Source organism: Ferruginibacter yonginensis (assembly GCF_042651465.1).
In the GTDB taxonomy this organism is placed as follows: domain Bacteria; phylum Bacteroidota; class Bacteroidia; order Chitinophagales; family Chitinophagaceae; genus Ferruginibacter; species Ferruginibacter yonginensis.
The window spans coordinates 1-15,753 of record NZ_JBHSCZ010000002.1 but is presented as its reverse complement, the minus strand read 5'-3'; the positions used below and the strand labels follow the sequence as shown (position 1 = coordinate 15,753).

At 33.1% G+C, this 15,753-nt stretch carries 15 protein-coding genes and 1 pseudogene; all 16 read right to left on the bottom strand.

Annotation, left to right across the window (positions count from 1 at the left end):
* Nucleotides 1-141 precede the first annotated feature (141 nt).
* The 16 genes and pseudogenes from ACFOWM_RS07180 to ACFOWM_RS07105 all read right to left on the bottom strand — a co-directional run bounded on the left by ACFOWM_RS07180 (nt 142) and on the right by ACFOWM_RS07105 (nt 15,503).
* On the bottom strand, nt 142-837 hold the full coding sequence (locus tag ACFOWM_RS07180) for a hypothetical protein (RefSeq protein ID WP_379708309.1): 696 nt from the start codon (nt 835-837) through the stop codon (nt 142-144).
* 293 nt (nt 838-1,130) lie between these two features.
* Nucleotides 1,131-1,997, bottom strand: a complete 867-nt coding sequence (locus ACFOWM_RS07175; protein ID WP_379708307.1) for a DUF5829 family protein — start codon at nt 1,995-1,997, stop codon at nt 1,131-1,133.
* A gap of 206 nt (nt 1,998-2,203) precedes the next feature.
* Nucleotides 2,204-2,584 (bottom strand): annotated as a pseudogene (locus ACFOWM_RS07170) (hypothetical protein); the annotation flags it as partial.
* Nucleotides 2,585-3,276: 692 nt separating this feature from the next.
* Nucleotides 3,277-3,681 carry a hypothetical protein gene (locus tag ACFOWM_RS07165; RefSeq protein ID WP_379708305.1) on the bottom strand — a complete coding sequence of 135 codons (405 nt, stop codon included), beginning with the start codon at nt 3,679-3,681 and terminating at the stop codon, nt 3,277-3,279.
* A 343-nt stretch (nt 3,682-4,024) separates the two neighbouring features.
* Complete coding sequence (locus ACFOWM_RS07160; protein WP_379708303.1) at nt 4,025-5,218, bottom strand: hypothetical protein; 1,194 nt, start codon at nt 5,216-5,218, stop codon at nt 4,025-4,027.
* Between the two features lie 219 nt (nt 5,219-5,437).
* The gene (locus ACFOWM_RS07155) at nt 5,438-6,277 is read right to left on the bottom strand and encodes a hypothetical protein (RefSeq protein ID WP_379708301.1); all 840 of its coding nucleotides are present in this window, start codon (nt 6,275-6,277) and stop codon (nt 5,438-5,440) included.
* Between the two features lie 225 nt (nt 6,278-6,502).
* The gene (locus ACFOWM_RS07150; protein WP_379708299.1) at nt 6,503-7,144 is read right to left on the bottom strand and encodes a hypothetical protein; all 642 of its coding nucleotides are present in this window, start codon (nt 7,142-7,144) and stop codon (nt 6,503-6,505) included.
* A 225-nt stretch (nt 7,145-7,369) separates the two neighbouring features.
* Entirely contained in the window at nt 7,370-8,365 is a 996-nt protein-coding gene (locus ACFOWM_RS07145; protein ID WP_379708297.1) for a GTP pyrophosphokinase, read from the bottom strand.
* Between the two features lie 223 nt (nt 8,366-8,588).
* Nucleotides 8,589-9,299, bottom strand: a complete 711-nt coding sequence (locus tag ACFOWM_RS07140) for a hypothetical protein (RefSeq protein ID WP_379708295.1) — start codon at nt 9,297-9,299, stop codon at nt 8,589-8,591.
* A gap of 249 nt (nt 9,300-9,548) precedes the next feature.
* Nucleotides 9,549-10,175 carry a WG repeat-containing protein gene (locus ACFOWM_RS07135; protein ID WP_379708293.1) on the bottom strand — a complete coding sequence of 209 codons (627 nt, stop codon included), beginning with the start codon at nt 10,173-10,175 and terminating at the stop codon, nt 9,549-9,551.
* Between the two features lie 589 nt (nt 10,176-10,764).
* Nucleotides 10,765-11,853 (bottom strand): FRG domain-containing protein, encoded by a 1,089-nt coding sequence (locus tag ACFOWM_RS07130; protein WP_379708291.1) that lies wholly within the window; start codon nt 11,851-11,853, stop codon nt 10,765-10,767.
* A 234-nt stretch (nt 11,854-12,087) separates the two neighbouring features.
* Nucleotides 12,088-12,723, bottom strand: coding sequence for a hypothetical protein (locus tag ACFOWM_RS07125; protein WP_379708289.1), 636 nt, complete (start codon nt 12,721-12,723; stop codon nt 12,088-12,090).
* A gap of 233 nt (nt 12,724-12,956) precedes the next feature.
* On the bottom strand, nt 12,957-13,157 hold the full coding sequence (locus tag ACFOWM_RS07120; protein WP_379708287.1) for a hypothetical protein: 201 nt from the start codon (nt 13,155-13,157) through the stop codon (nt 12,957-12,959).
* 84 nt (nt 13,158-13,241) lie between these two features.
* Nucleotides 13,242-13,706 (bottom strand): hypothetical protein, encoded by a 465-nt coding sequence (locus ACFOWM_RS07115; protein ID WP_379708285.1) that lies wholly within the window; start codon nt 13,704-13,706, stop codon nt 13,242-13,244.
* 239 nt (nt 13,707-13,945) lie between these two features.
* Nucleotides 13,946-14,590, bottom strand: coding sequence for a hypothetical protein (locus tag ACFOWM_RS07110; protein ID WP_379708283.1), 645 nt, complete (start codon nt 14,588-14,590; stop codon nt 13,946-13,948).
* 235 nt (nt 14,591-14,825) lie between these two features.
* Nucleotides 14,826-15,503, bottom strand: coding sequence for a hypothetical protein (locus ACFOWM_RS07105; RefSeq protein ID WP_379708281.1), 678 nt, complete (start codon nt 15,501-15,503; stop codon nt 14,826-14,828).
* Nucleotides 15,504-15,753: the final 250 nt, after the last annotated feature.

Here is a 15,753-nt window from a genome sequence, read left to right as displayed (position 1 = left end):
AACAAAAAGCTACTTAGTATTTAACTCATTTGTACCTATTTAAAAGGGAAGTGTAATTTTTTTAACACTTCCCTTTACAAAATTTTTTACCTTACTTTTTTAGTTGTGGAATAAATAACTGATTATGCAATGTAAAATTCATTAATCATGCAGAGGGCATTGTATGTTTTTTGAAATTATCCCTAAGCCATTACATTGAGTGCAGTATTGTGCTATAAAACCATTGCCAAAACACTTTGTACATCTATATGAACCTTTTCCATAACATCTTTCACAATCTATTTGTTCTATCACTCTTGATGATACTCCTTCATTTGATATGGCGATTGTTTTAGTAATTTTTCCGATGCCGCCGCAGTTTACACATTTTTCATTTCCTAAACCATTGCAATAATTGCAAGTATAATTTTCTACTCTACTGCCGTTACAAAAATTGCATTTTTTATTTTGAATTACGTATCCCACTCCATGACATTTGTAACAATTTTTTCTTTTTGCGTATAATGCATTTTGCTTTATTTGTTGCAACTGCATTTTTTCAGATTTTATTTTAAATGTAGTGTCGCCAGTTGTAACAAATAGTGTATCGTAATCTTTTTGTGCCAAATCAAATTTATTACCATTTTCATAATATGAGGCTCTACAAAATAGGTATTGTTTTGTGTTTTTACCTTTCGTAGAAACTTTTCCTAAATAGTTTACTGCCTTTTTTAAATTACCTTCTTTTATTTCAACTGTTGCTTTTACTATCATAATGCTATCTCTTGAATTTTGAGCATTTAAAATACTAGAGAAACTAAAAATAAAGATTGCTACTAAAGAGTACTTTTTACACATAAGATTAAATAAAAGTGGTTATTTAAGATGTTATATTTTTTAATCAAATATTATAGAAAATTATAAAATTGAATAATCACATATTAAATAATTTAAAAGTTAATAACGTTTTAGATTATTTAATAGGGAATAAATAGCAAGGTGTAAATTTTTATTAGTATAGATGTGCCACTTAGCGTATTTCACTATTTTTTTATTTTACATAACTAGCTTTTTTTTAAATTGAATGAAGGGGCATATATTATCGTGAAAAGTTTATTCTAATGCTAGTAATGCCATGGCAGCAGAAGTTTTTAATCTGTGTAATTAAATATCAAACTTGCTTTTTTACCTAGCGTTCTTAAAAACAAGTTTTCGCTAATTTTTTCATAATGGTAAGGTTGATTATTAATTAATGAAATGCCGATCTCTTTTATTAAAAATTTTGGCAAATGTTGAACTTCAATATATTCAATAGTTGTTTCGCCATTTGTAAATGCATTTTTAACCTTTTTGCAATTATTTAGCTTCGCATATTTATTTATTCTATCAATAAGTTTTTTGTCTGCAAATAATTTAATGTACGTAACCATTGAAAACCCTCTAGGGTATTTCATTCCATTTGACAAAAGTTCATTAAACGTTTTGTATGTCATGGGCTGGTTAATTTGGTTGTTTGTAAACCCCAAATACTTTAAATAATCTGATTGATACTCTAAGATTGCTAGTTCATTGTTTGAATGCTTTAAGGTCATTGATTTGTACCAACTAATTTGTAAACTATCTACAGTTAAATTAGTTGTAAATGTATCTATAGTAATTTTCTGCAAGTTTGATTTTTTAATTAATTGGTCAAGCAAATTGATTTTTCGAGTTTTAAATTCAATCCCCCAATCGGCGAAATTGTCTCCAAGTTGATGTGTAACTTTGGGTTGAAAAAATTCTATCGTAGCTGATTCGCCAATTAAATACTTTCCCGTATAGCTTCCTACATTTGTTTCTTCTTGTTGTTCTCTACATAAAAACAATGTGTCTTTTAGATATTTACTTTGAAATAATTGTTTATATGTGGTACTGTCAATGCATATATAGATTGTATTGAAATCTGTTTTAATAGCAGACTTTTGTCCAAAGCTGATTGTATGTATAAGTAATGAAATTATAAAAATGTATTGTTTCATATAATATTTGAGCTAGCGAACCAGTATTTGTAGTGCCCTACAATTTTTAATGACGTCTTCTAGGCCGATGCTATTTTTTTTGAAAATGAAATTAAGGAATAAAGTTGATGACATGCATTTATGATAGTACCATTGTTAATTAGTACTTTTTTTGCTGTTGGCCTATTTTTTTAGCAAAGATTTTAGGAATAGATTTTGTAAAAAAATCATTCCTCTATTATCTTCATGGCAATTCGAAACCCAATGTCAGCTTGTGGTTTCGAATATTTTACTTCACTTGAAATTCTTACATTATAGGCTGGGTCGTTATAACTACCACCTTTTGCTATACCTTTTTCTTCTATCATTTCAGCAACATTTCCACACATATTATAAAGTCGAAAAGAATTTGGAAAATAAGATTTTACACAAGCTGAAATTGATTGATGTTCAAGTGAATTTTCAATTTTGTTTTTCACAACTTCTTGATATTTTCTTGTGGTGGAGTCATAAGTATATTCAACTTTACGGTAATTACATAAATCTTGTTTTCTTTTATTATGAATAAAACCTGAACCCCATGTATAAACTTTTGAAGTATCACTTTTATTTGCAGCAAATGTTCACTCGTATTTACTAAGTAAATTGAATAACACTTTTTTAGAATTTTCTTTTATCGTTTTGATTATAATTTTCTGTCAGCCAAGCACAGTATGCAATAGCTTATTTATAACTCACTCCAACTACTGGATAATTGTCGAAACTGGAATTACGAAAATAATACGTTACAAATGTTGCTGCTGTATTATTTATTTCATTAAGTTTTTCTTTCCAACATAAAGCGTCTGGTAAACAACGTAAATAAATCTCTTCTTTCATTAGCATTTTCAATGCTGACAGAAAATTTCTGTATTCTAAATCTGAAACTTCGTATTTGCATACAAATAAGTCAGTTTTAGTTTTTGAAAAATTCTTCTTGAAATTATTGATTTCAAACTTTGGTTCTTTTTTTTATGTGAATGAAGTTAAAATCATTACAAAAAGTATAAAAATGATTTATTCATAATTTTCATTTTTTTAAAAAAAAGAAAGTTTACTTTGAATTTCCAGTATATTAATTGTCGTTTGGTTTGCTGACGTTCTGCATAATGCTGAACTTAAAATTGTAAAATAAAGTTGATGTTTAGGAGAGTAGCTTAATAAAATCCGTATGCCTAAACCGCTGCTTGGATTTGTATAGCTGATGATTGTTAATCCGCTCCGGCCCAATGGCAGCAATAGCATGTTGTGTGCCGTACATTTAATTTATTGTGGTATACTTGTAGCGAATTTTTCCTTCGATTACTTGTCTGTCAATAATAAGTATAGTAGTTGTTAATTCGCTAATTTTCATTTTCTCTATTGCAGTATTACAATTAGAATTTATTTCAAGATTGTTATCTGTTTGTAAAATATATGTTCCAATACATTGTTGGTTATTCCCATTTATATTTTCTTGACGAAGATATTGCCCATTTTCTGAAAATTCTAATGAGTGAGAATAGTCATTTGAAATATTGTTCCATTGAAAATTTCCACCATTAGCATATCCATCGTATACTTCTATAAGTTTCCACTTTCCTATTATTCCATTATTAACATTGTCTTTTTTACAAGAAGAAAATGTTGCGACAAAAAGCAGAAGACATAAAAAGTAGGTTTTCATAATTTTAAATTAAAAGGTTCTTTCTTCATTCCAACATATATGTGCCATAATGAAAACATATATGTTGGAAATAATTTTCATAACTTAATAATATAGACAACTAAAAGCTTTAAAGTGCTGCATGAGTATGGTACGCAACGGACGGGTATTGCTGGTCGTTGGGGTTTGCCGACGTCCTGCCTGGTGCTGAAGTTAAATTTATAAAATTATGTTGATTATTAGTGATAAAGCTGGAGAGAAATCCGTCCGACCTAACTACTGCTGGGATTTGTACAGCCGATGATTGTTATTCCGTCCAGCCCCAATGCCAGCAATAGCTTTGTTGGGCGTAGTAATTCAACTATTAAACGGGTATAAAAGTAGAATTACCATCTATGTCCATCATCCAAGTCCAAACTTTTCCTTTTTCCGGTTGACAAATCTCTAAAGGAACTCCAGTAATATCAGATAATAAAAGCGAATAATCGTCATTATTCCAATCATCAAAGATTGGTTTGTCACTTAAGCCTTGTAGAGACATTAGATGTGTTTCAGTTGATCCGCCATTTTGAACATTCATAAATTTTGGTGTACGGTTCATTAAAAACCTTTTATATAAAATTTTAGCGGTCATTTCTCTAAACTGAAGTGGATGCAAGTCAATATCTCTATGATGGTCTAATAACTCTTTAAGCTGGTAAGTCGCTTCACAATCTTGGAGTACACTTATTATTCCGATTTCTCCCATTCTAATTGAGACAAAGGGAGTGTTTTGACTGTCAATAAAGTCCCACTGTTTTTTAATATTGTTTGGCTTTTGAGTTTTGAAAAGGTAAATCGATGCCGGAAAAAAATCATTAAATGTGTGAAGTTTTCGGATGCCTTGTAGAAATAAGAAATGAGAATAAAATGATTTTAAGTATTCAGGATTTGTTATGGTTCCTTTTTCAGGATCTGTTCTATCTAAGTTTAAGAATAACTCTCGATACATTATTCCGAAATAAATTTTGCCTAACCATAAAAACAATAATTCTTTGTCCACTTTTTGAAACTCTTCATATCCACTATCAACTGCCGCTTTAATTTTATCTTCAAATGGTCTGAGGTGATGATTATTGCATTCAAAGCAACAGGGAATTGTCAAAAGCCTGTATGGAAGTAGCGTACCATTTAGGAGGGAAATCTTTTCGTCCCAAAGATTAAACTGATGTTGTAACCATTTTGGAATAACATGTTCTTCAGTTTTATTATCGTTTGTCAAGCTACAACCACATAAAAAGCATTTGTCTGCTGTAAAGGTATGCTCCTCGATTAGTTTAAAAATGCCTGTTAGTTCTGTCATGGTTTTATTACGCCCAACGAAGAATGTAACGTTTCTTTTTTCAGAAATCGCTTGTTGAATAAATGGTTTTAACTCTAAAATTCCTGGTTTGCGAATGAAAGCAACAAAAACTGTTATGTCCGTAAAAACGGAATTCTTGAGTGATGAGCAAACATAGTTGCCACAAGTTTCGTTGTCGTCTTCGTGAATACCGTGTCCAATAAATTCTGCTATCATTGTCGGTTAGTAGGGTGGTCGTTTAGCATAACGCACAACGGCCGGGTATTTGCGAAGACTGGGAATTTGGAGTTCCGTCTGCCCGACCGATGTTGATTTTTAGTTGATGTTGAAATTAAGAAATAATGTTGATTAGTAACGTCCTGCCCGAACCGCAGCTGATTAGAACTTTCCTGTCGATGACCTATTCGTCCTGCCCAGATTTTGCAAATACCGATGTTAGCAGCCGTACTTTTCTTGATCTAATAGCAATAAGCTCATTACTCTGTTTTCTTTTTCTTCATCAGAATTTGTTTTTCTAAATACTATATGTAGACTTTCATTTCTTTTATCATGATATTTTTCAAAATTATTTTTATGAAAAATCTGTAAGCCTTCTAATTTGTTTACTATTAATTCATCATACTTTTCTATAAAATATTTAAGTTTTCGTAACAAGTATTCAGACATAGCTTTTGTTGGTTCGTCCATTTGAGATTTGAAAGAGAAGTAATCTGGCCATAAATATGATATTTTATGTCTGAGTAGTGAAGCTTCAAGTTCGTTTGGTTTGAACAATCTATTATGCCTAAAATGATCTATAAGAATTTGCTTTTTTGATTCATTTAAAAACTTTTTGTATTCAGCTTTTAGAAATTCAATTTTTGCTTTATCGGCTGAAAGCCAAATGAAACTATAAAGAGCTGGATCTTTAAAAAAGTCTTGCAAAAATTGCTCTTCATAATATTGTATAGCCGCTTTATTGAATTCAATTTCTTTTAGATTTTCTATGTCTTGCTCAATTAGACTTTGTTGATAATTTTCTACTGTGTTTTTCACATTTTGTTCGAAAATGGCAAATTGTTCTGGCTTTAATATTTTCTTGAAAGTTGAAAGTTCATAATCCCATTCTTCCCATATTGAGAAATAGTATTTTTCTGAATAAATTGATTTCTCTTGCTCAAATACATTAATTTCTTTGGCTTGTTCAATAGTTAAGTTTATTCCGTAAAACGCATGGAAACGACTTCGAATTGCTTCAAACTTCCAATTATCTATTTCTTTTTCTTGAGGTGTCATTTTGTATGGCTGCTAATGGCCAGGTATTTGCGAAGACTGGGCATTTAGAGTTCCGTCCGCCCGACCGATGTTGATTTGTTGTTGATGATGAAATTAAGAAATAATGTTGATTTTTAAAGTCCTGCCCGAACCGCAGCTGATTAGAACTGTTCCTGCCGATGACCTGATCGTCCGCCCAGATTTTGCAAATAGCTTTGTTGTAGGCAGCCTTGTCGGTCAAATGTTTTAGAAGTTCAAATGTCCACTCTTAAAATACAGCTTCATGTTGTTTCGCATTTTTTGTCGTGGAAGTATTTCTTGTCCGTCTGCTGAACCACTACTTGCATAATAGTCTTTGCTTTTAAACTCAACATAGCCGTAAATAATTTGCTTTTTCGTGCTGTCAGGAATTTCCGATAAAATAATTTTTGTGTCGCTACATGGAACTTCAAGCCGAAATATTAAACTGTCATTTGCATTGTAACAATAGGAAGGAAAGTCGTCCGAACTTAGCATGTGATAAAGGATAGCTTTATTATTTACAATTTCAATTCCAAAGCCAACGCCTCCAAAAAGTCCAAATGCTCCGTCAATTGAAAGAGTGTCGCCATGCCACAAATAAAACGACTTAAAAGGTGCTTTGTAGCTGCCCATTTTTGAATTTATAGTTAGACTGTCGTTTTGATATGATTGGATGTCGCCTGAATTAATATAGACTTCCATTTTGTCTTTAAATGCGTCAAGCTCTTTTGAGTTTTCAATATGCTTTTCAACTTCGCTTTTAATGCGTGGGTCAATTGTCAAATCTTTTACTGCGTCCGAATTTTTGCTTTGCCCACAAGCAGTAAGTGTCAAACAGAAAAGGAAAATAGCAATTATGTTTCTCATCTTACGGAATGTCTTTAAGGTTGCCTACAACGGCCGGGTATTGCTGGTCGTTGGGTTTGCCGACTTCCAGCCCGGTGCTGAAGTTAAATTTATAATATTATGTTGATGATTAGGAGAGAAGCTCAAGAGAAATCCGTCTGCCCGAGCTGCTGCAAGGATTTGCACCGCTGCTGATTGTTATTCCGTCTAGCCCCAATGGCAGCAATAGCTTTGTTAGCGGATGTTTTATTTATTTTGCTTTATCTTCTCTGCCCAAAACCTGTCAAGCTCTTTTACATTCTCAGGTTTATTTCGATTTTCACGATAGTTTTCATTAGTTAAATCCATAATATTTCTTGCGATACCGACTTGAACCCACTCTTTCTTTTCAACAACTTCATCTTTAAAAATCTCAATTTCAATTTCAGGTAAATAATTTTTTACTTTCTTGTATGATTTTTTTAGTTCACTTAAAGAAATATTAAATTTTGAGAATTCATCAACTAAATCGCTTGTCATTTCAATATTTTTTACTCTCTCTGGGAAATTCAAGTCTAAAAAAGATTGTAGGCTGTCAAGGTTTAAATCAATCTCGTCATTTTGTATATCTTCAGTATTTAAAATGTTTGTTACGTCATTACGATAATCAATTATTGAATTCTTAAGTTCTTCAAATTGTTCATCGGCTTCTTCAAGTTTTGCACTAATTCTGTAAAGTTTTCTTTTCAATTCTTTCGGGATATGGATATCTTTTTTATAAGCCAATTTATGTTCTATCTCTGCCCAAGAATGCATTAAGACGGTTCTAACCTGAATTTCTGTTTTTAGATTTTCTAGTCCTCTGTAATTTGGAGCTTGAAGCCATTTTGGTTTTATTTTAGCTATAAAGTGTGTTGAACGATAACCAAATTGGTCAGTATTAAGTAAATTTTCTTTGTCTTCATTTTCTAGAATTTCAAATTCATTTTTAATTATCTCGGCTATCTTTTGCACGTCGTTTTGATAATAGCAAATTATTCTAACCCCACAAATATCTTCTATTTGTTCAAAAGGGCTTTCATACTTTTTTCTCTCTATTTTTTCTAAGAAACTATTTTTATCTTTTACTCTATAATATATTGACAGAAAACTAATTTCTTTTTCATTAAGAAATAATTCTAGAGCTTGAACTATATTCTGTCCAAGTTTTTGATATTTGTCTATAACCTCAGAGTATTGGTATGAAACTTGGTTTGTATCCATTGTGATGTTTATTTAAATATCCGCTAACGACCGGGTATTGCTGGTCGTTGGGTTTGCCGACGTCCTGCCCGGTGCTGAAGTTAAATTTATAAAATAAAGTTGATGATTAGTGATGTCGCTCAAGAGAAATCCGTCCGCCTGAACTGCTGCTTGGAATTGTACAGCTGTTGATTGTTATTCCGTCCTGCCCCAATGGCAGCAATAGCTTTGTTGCCTGCTGTGTTTATTCGTTTTGCTTGTCTACAACAATTTTGAAGACAAAATACTGGTGTTTTTTAAGAACTTCTTTTACAAGTTTAAATCTTGTGTAAGGTGTCATGGCAGTAGAAGCTACAAAAATCTTTGTACTATCAATTTCGGTTTTATGTTTCGTAATAAAATTGTCAAGTCCTGAAGCGTTTACAAAATTAGTGATTGTCTTTAAGTGATTGACTCTGATACCTTTTTCCAAAATTGTTATAATGAAATTCGTTGAATCATTTTCATCTATTTTGTTAGAAACTAAAGTCGGTGCTTGCACAATTGCAGGTGGTGGAGAACTGAAAAAGGTGTCCATATCAATTACACGGTAATTGTCTAACTTATTATTTTTTAATAAAGCAAGTATCGAGACAATTTGTTTAAAGCTAACACTGCTGTCATAAAGAACATAAATTTTCCTTTTGTTTATTTCGTCAGTGTGTGTCTTAATGTAGTTTGAAAGTTCACTTTCTGTGTCGAATCGATTTTGGATTTCATTAATAACAATTACGAAATACCCTTCCTTTATTTCTATACAATTTTTGTAAATGTCAAGAGGCATAAAATTAACCTCTAATTTTTCTGGTCTTGGGTCAAACAATTTTGCTGTGTCAATTTGAGTTTGTCCAACTTTAGTTTGTTGTCCTGAACAACTTATCCAAATGATGATACAGAAAAATAAAAGAATTCGCATTTTCAGGATTTATGTTTTGAAACGGAATGCTGTTTTAACATAGCAGGCAACGGACTGGTATTGCTGGTCGTTGGGGTTTGCCGACGTCCTGCCCGGTGCTGAAGTTAAATTTATAAAATAATGTTGATGAATAGAACTGATGTTCATGAGAAATCCGTCCGCCCGAACTGCTGCTTGGATTTGTACAGCTGATGATTGTTATTCCGTCCAGCCCCAATGCCAGCAATAGCTTTGTTGGCAGTAGTAATTCTATTCTTCTGTTTCTTTCCAATTAATTTCTTTTGCTATTTGCTCAAAGGAATAATTTCCAATTTTTTTTATTTCTCCTTTTGCATTTATAAATCCGTGTTTTTTACAAATAATAGAATAATGGTGACAGTCGCTTTCTTTTAAATGTCCGTCACCCCAAAGTTTCTTTGTACAACTTTGTCCAACTATTGCCTTTCCATTATGGAATGAAGTTGCAATTTCATACGTTGGTTTGATAATTATCTTCCCTTTGTTGTTTGCAAAACCAATTAAATTAGCACTGTCAACAATTCTAATTTTATTTTCTATAATATTATCTGGAGTCGGTTCACCAAAACTTGTATTGTAAACATTAAATAATACATTTTCATCAGCATCAATAGCAGCCCAACCTTTAAAGTCTTTCTTCCCAAATATTGCAAAGTATCCATAACCGTTAATAGTGAAACAGGTGTAATATTTTGAAGTGTCAAGTTGTCGAAATGTTTTACCATTTATATCTACCAAATAATAAATACTTCTCCATGTTTCGGTTTCCTTTTCTACTACTTTAAATTTTTTCTGTCCATAAGTTATTGTAAAAGTTAATAGAAGGAAAATTGTCAAAATCGTTTTTTGATTATGCATAGAGGCTTTCGTATTACTGCCAACGGCCGGGTATTTGCGAAGACTGGGAATTTCGAGTTCCGTCTGCCCGACCGATGCTGGTTTGTTGTTGATGATGAAATTAAGAAAATTAGTTGATTAGTAACGTCCAGCCCGAACAACTGCTAATTAGAACTCTTCTAGCCGATGACTTATTCGTCCAGCCCAGATTTTGCAAATACCGATGTTAGCTTATGTGCCAACAAAGTGTCATACACCTGCTGCGTCCAACAGTAATAAACTACAACTAATATTAAACTATCCTTGCTCGGCTATGTACAAAAGCAACAAAAAATATTCCCAAGTAAATTGTTTAATGCTTCCTTTCTAACTACCGATGTTTGGCCTTGCGCCGCAGCGGCATTGGAGCTAACGAGCAGGTATTGCCGATGGTGGGGAAATAGGATTTCGTCCGCCGGAACCGCTGCCTGGCTTTTTGATAAAGTTAAATATTAAGACCTAAAGCTGGGCTTTATTCGTCGAGCCCCGAACCACAGTACAAAAGAATTACGGCTGCTGATTGCTCCAATGTCAAGCCCCACTATTGGCAATACCAATGTTGTAGGCAGTTTTATTGGTATTGATTTTTTATCTGCCGCAAATTTTCTGTGTTTCGTCGTAACTCTTCATTTGAAATTCCTGTCGGATTATGAACAAGTTTGTTTCTAAACATTCTTAGATAATCAAACTCTTTCAACAGTCCATATTTGTAATCCCGATTTTTCATTAAGGTTAGTAGAGCGTCTCTCATATTGTGAACTGCTCTATTAAATTGTCTTGCATCAGTTAAAATAATTTGTTCAAACTCTGTCCACAATTTCAAGAAGTCGCCAATGTTTGCAGGTGCTATATCAGTTACTAATTCTTGACCTATTTCTTTACAAATTTTTTCGATTGTGTCGCCCTTTGGATATAATGCACTTTCAGGAATTCTATTGAAATCTTTACCCCAAAATCTCTCTGTGTTTGGAATTTCAAATTTTGCTATTAGCCTATTATTTAAGTCAAGTTCCCCTTTGTTTGAATATTCATTTGTTATATCGTCTGTACCAACTAAGTATCCTTCTTGAAAATAAGGTCGTAATGCTTGTGGTGGACAAATGCTAAGAAGCCTAATATTAATTAAATCGTGTTCTGAGTTTACAGAAATTCTGTTTGAATAATACGGAAGTCCAAAGACGTAAATGAATGCACTTTTTTCTTTATTTGCTAATTGTGCAAACGAACAAGCCACTCTTAAAGACTGGGTTACGTCAATTAGCGGTGTTTCTGTTACTTCATAGTGTTGTAATAAGCTCCATTGAATTAATTTCTTTCTTTGAATTTCATTTGCACCCTCAATTTTATTTTCTGTCAACAATTCACTTAATATCTTACTTGCACTATTCAGTTTGTCAAACCTGAAATCCAATTCTTGCTGTGTCAAATATTCACTTCTGTAAATTGTCGGGTAGAAGGTTGAATTGTTATATGTGTTTTTATAGTCGCTTTTCTGCCCTCGAAAAAAAAGCAGGTAGTCTTTATTTAGGTAGGAAAGTTTTGCTACTTGTTCAACTAAGTGCCTGAAGGTTGAAATAGGAAATCCATTGTCTGACCCAACAGTTTTTGGTGTCGTGTGTTTTGTTAGTTCTGCTGTTAGTCGTCCGAAAATTTGTCTCATAAATTAGGGGCTGTCAAAAATTGCCTACAACGACCGGGTATTGCTGGTCGTTGGGTTTGCCGACGTCCTGCCCGGTGCTGAAGTTAAATTTATAGAATAATGTTGATGATTAGAGATGCAGCTCAAGAGAAATCCGTCCGCCCGAACCGCTGCTAGGATTTGTACAGCCGATGATTGTTATTCCGTCCAGCCCCAATGGCAGCAATAGCTTTGTTGGTAGCAGTTTTTTCGTAGCTATTTGAAGTCTTTGTGCACTAGGTTTGTTAATTCTAAAATATCAATTGTCGGAGAACTAAATTTCTTTTTTGGTTCGTTTAACATTTGTTTTTCTTCACCAATTGCAAAGCCAAGTTTAAAACCAATACTGTCAATCGTAGTCATATAAACATTGTCGTGGTCTGTGTCGTCAGATGGAATAAAAAGCATTACTTTTTTGTTTGCACTTTTCTCTGTTATCCAATTGTCTCCACTTTTTGTCGTTGTCCAACCTGTAACATAAAAAGTTTTGTCAAAGTCCATTGGATAATGAACATAGTTGATGAAGTAACAAAAAATTATAAAGTCTATATCAAAGGGAAATGTAATAGCAAATTCACTTTCTGTTATTTTAGTAAGTCTTGGTCGAGCTTGGTAACGTTCTTTGTTGTACATATTGCAAAATCCTGTTAGGATTGTCTGTAAGTCTGTGTAACTAACATTTTTTACAATTACGAGTTTATCATTTTGCTTTTCTTGTGTTGGTAAAAGTTCTGTTGATTGTTTGGATGTATCTGTGTCAGTCTGATGCTTTTGATTTTTGAATTTTGTCCAAATAAAATACAGAATTACAACGGTAGCGATAAGTCCAATTACGATTGATTGAGTCTTCATTTTGTTTGAAAGAATGTAGTCTGTTTAAAATTGCTACCAACGGCCGGGTATTGCTGGTTGTTGGGTTTGCCGACTTCCTGCCCGGTGCTGAAATTAAATTTATAAAATAAAGTTGATGATTAGAACTGAAGCTCAAGAGAAATCCGTCCGCCCGAACTACTGCCTGGAATTTTACAGCCGATGATTGTAATTCCGTCCAGCCCCAATGGCAGCAATAGCTTTGTTGGCTGCCGTTAAAGTTGATAGTCCAAAGAATATATCTCGTCTTTTAAACTATTTGGGTTAAGGTCTACGCTAAAGTAGTTACTTTGTTTATCTCTTTTTATTAAACCAGATATATGAAGTATCTCTTGACCGTTTTCAACTTTTGAAAATTTAAATCCGTATGGAATAAAGTCTGAGGCATTACCAAATTCAGGTTCGGCTTTTTCCAAGTTTGAAATTAATATTTCTTTGTCATATTTAAATAATGCTGTGTCGACAATTAAGTAATTCTTTATGTCGTTGAATTTTTTATCTTATATGAGGCTCACAATTTTGTCAACTAGTTGAATTTTTGATTTTACCTTTTCAAGTTGGGCTATTGTAAAACTAGATTTCATAGTCCCACCATCACCAAAAATTAATTCACTTTCAATATGGTTATAATTGTTTTTTTCCTTGTCTAAGTTCTTATACAAGATATATACAATATTTGAGCAATGCAATTCAGGAACTTTTGCTAAACTATCAATTGAAGCGCTTTTACTTAATTTGAGCCAAAAATTGCTTTCATTGGCTTTGTTTGTATAGACTTTTTTTTCAACTCCATATTCACATTGGCCACCATAAAATGCAATAATTTCTTTAATTCCTCTGTCCTCATTATCTGTAATGCTTACCAAATTTGATAGCAGTCCTGTCTTTTTCTCTCCTTGGTGTTTAGGTTTGCAAGAACAGAAGAAAATTGAAAACAAAAGAGTAAGTCGTAATAAAATTTTCAAAAGGTTCAAGTTTTATGGTGTTTGAATTAATGGCAGCCAACGGACGGGTATTGCTGGTCGTTGGGTTTGCCGACGTCCAGCCCGGTGTTGAAGTTAAATTTATAAAATAAAGTTGATGATTATAAATGCAGCTCAAGAGAAATCCGTCCGCCCGAACTGCTGCTTGGATTTGTACAACTGCTGATTGTTATTCCGTCCCGCCCCAATGGCAGCAATAGCTTTGTTGTGCGTTCGCTTTTCTATTTCGAAATTTCAAGTTTATAAGTCTTGTTATTGCAAGTCATTTCAATTATTCGTCCTTTGTTGTCGGTTTTTAAATTGGTTTTGTTTGGTATAAAACCTTTAATGGTTTGGGTTTCGTCATAGAAAAAATTTTTGTCCATTGCATATTTATAATGTCCTGCAAGTATTTTGAAAGTCTTGCTGTCTGCCATGTCAATTTTTGAAATTTGCATAGCACCGCTGACAGGTCTATAATAGTAAACATAGTTTTTGTCTTTTGAATACCAACCGTCAAGCGGTGCAAAAGTTAACGGGTCAACCTCTTGTGAAAAGTATCCATTAAAATAAGTTACATCAACCAATGTGTCTTGACCTTGCACTTCTTTTGTTGCGATTGTCTTTTCATAAAGATGTCCCGTTTTACTTCTATAAAATTGGTCTTTAATATGTGTCAGTTTAAAGCTGTCTTTAAGTGCATACTCAGCCGTGCATTTACAAAGTTGAGAAGTATCGTCAGAATAAACGCAATGTTTTGCGTTTGTTGTAAATTGAGTTGTGTCAACCTTAGAAGAAGTTTGTTGGTTATATTGTGCCTGTTCATTACAAGCTGTCAAGACAAAACAGATAAGACTGAAGTAAAAAAGATTTTTAAGTCTGTACATTTTTGTTATTGAACGGTCTGTCTAAAGTGACGCACAACGGCCGGGTATTGCTGGTCGTTGGGTTTGCCGACGTCTAGCCCGGTGCTGAAGTTAAATTTATAAAATTAAGTTGATCATTAGAAATGCAGCTCAAGAGAAATCCGTCCGCCCGAACTGCTGCTTAGATTTGCACAGCTGATGATTGTTATTCCGTCCAGCCCCAATGGCAGCAATAGCTTTGTTGTACGATGCCTTATTACGGCATTAATTTTGGCCCTATCCAAAATAACCAAAAAAAGTATCCAAATGTCCCTCCAAAAAGTCCTGCTAAAATGAATGTAAATCTTTTCTTAGTTGGAATTATTTTGAATATCACAAATATTAAAACTGCAATTCCTACAAGAGCTGTAAAAATTGTTAAACTTTCTTTTGGAAGGCTTAATGATATGGCAATTCTAATTTCATCACTTCTTGTTAATACTTTATTATTAATAAGATAAGTAATTACCCACACAATAAAATTTACCGATTGTCTAAGCCAGAATAGGCATAAAAAAATAGATAACCATTGGTAAGGATTGATGCGATCTCTTTCAATTATTTTTCTTTTTTGAGTTAATAATAAAATAAATCCAAATGAGCCTGTTAACATAGTTTGAATTGGTCCACCAAGAGTAATGTAAAAACCATCCTTATTATATTTTTTTTGGATCAAATCAAATTCCTTCTTTCTAGGAAAATCTTGATTAGATTCTATCTCTTTGTAGTATTTCGAATAAATTGAATCTATAAAAGGCCTATTAGTAGTGTCGTCCCAGATTGTATAACCATAACTTACTTTTGAATAGTAACCTAGTGATTTTGCAACCGTATAGTGTCCCAACTCGTGAGAAAGAGTTCCAATAATAGTCGAAAGAAAAAAAGCTAGCGACAAAAATAGAAAAAGTTTTATGTCAAACTTGAATGGGAGCAAGGTGGTTGTTAAAGGTATTGTACAACGAACGGGTATTGCTGGTCGTTGGGTTTGCCGACGTCCTGCCTGGTGATGAAGTTAAAATTATAAAATTAAGTTGATGATTAGAACTGATGCTCAAGAGAAATCCGTCCGCCCGAACTGCTGCTTGGATTTGTACAGCCGATGATTGTTATTCCGTCCCGCCCCAATGGCAGCAATAGCTATGTTG

Bases quoted from the DNA above. Each gene is read 5' to 3' on its own strand.
- ACFOWM_RS07135 (WP_379708293.1), bottom strand. From the start codon at position 10,175: ATGCATAATCAAAAAACGATTTTGACAATTTTCCTTCTATTAACTTTT.
- ACFOWM_RS07155 (WP_379708301.1), bottom strand. From the start codon at position 6,277: ATGACACCTCAAGAAAAAGAAATAGATAATTGGAAGTTTGAAGCAATT.
- ACFOWM_RS07140 (WP_379708295.1), bottom strand. From the start codon at position 9,299: ATGCGAATTCTTTTATTTTTCTGTATCATCATTTGGATAAGTTGTTCA.
- ACFOWM_RS07180 (WP_379708309.1), bottom strand. From the start codon at position 837: ATGTGTAAAAAGTACTCTTTAGTAGCAATCTTTATTTTTAGTTTCTCT.
- ACFOWM_RS07165 (WP_379708305.1), bottom strand. From the start codon at position 3,681: ATGAAAACCTACTTTTTATGTCTTCTGCTTTTTGTCGCAACATTTTCT.
- ACFOWM_RS07175 (WP_379708307.1), bottom strand. From the start codon at position 1,997: ATGAAACAATACATTTTTATAATTTCATTACTTATACATACAATCAGC.
- ACFOWM_RS07130 (WP_379708291.1), bottom strand. From the start codon at position 11,853: ATGAGACAAATTTTCGGACGACTAACAGCAGAACTAACAAAACACACG.
- ACFOWM_RS07160 (WP_379708303.1), bottom strand. From the start codon at position 5,218: ATGATAGCAGAATTTATTGGACACGGTATTCACGAAGACGACAACGAA.
- ACFOWM_RS07150 (WP_379708299.1), bottom strand. From the start codon at position 7,144: ATGAGAAACATAATTGCTATTTTCCTTTTCTGTTTGACACTTACTGCT.
- ACFOWM_RS07110 (WP_379708283.1), bottom strand. From the start codon at position 14,590: ATGTACAGACTTAAAAATCTTTTTTACTTCAGTCTTATCTGTTTTGTC.
- ACFOWM_RS07125 (WP_379708289.1), bottom strand. From the start codon at position 12,723: ATGAAGACTCAATCAATCGTAATTGGACTTATCGCTACCGTTGTAATT.
- ACFOWM_RS07145 (WP_379708297.1), bottom strand. From the start codon at position 8,365: ATGGATACAAACCAAGTTTCATACCAATACTCTGAGGTTATAGACAAA.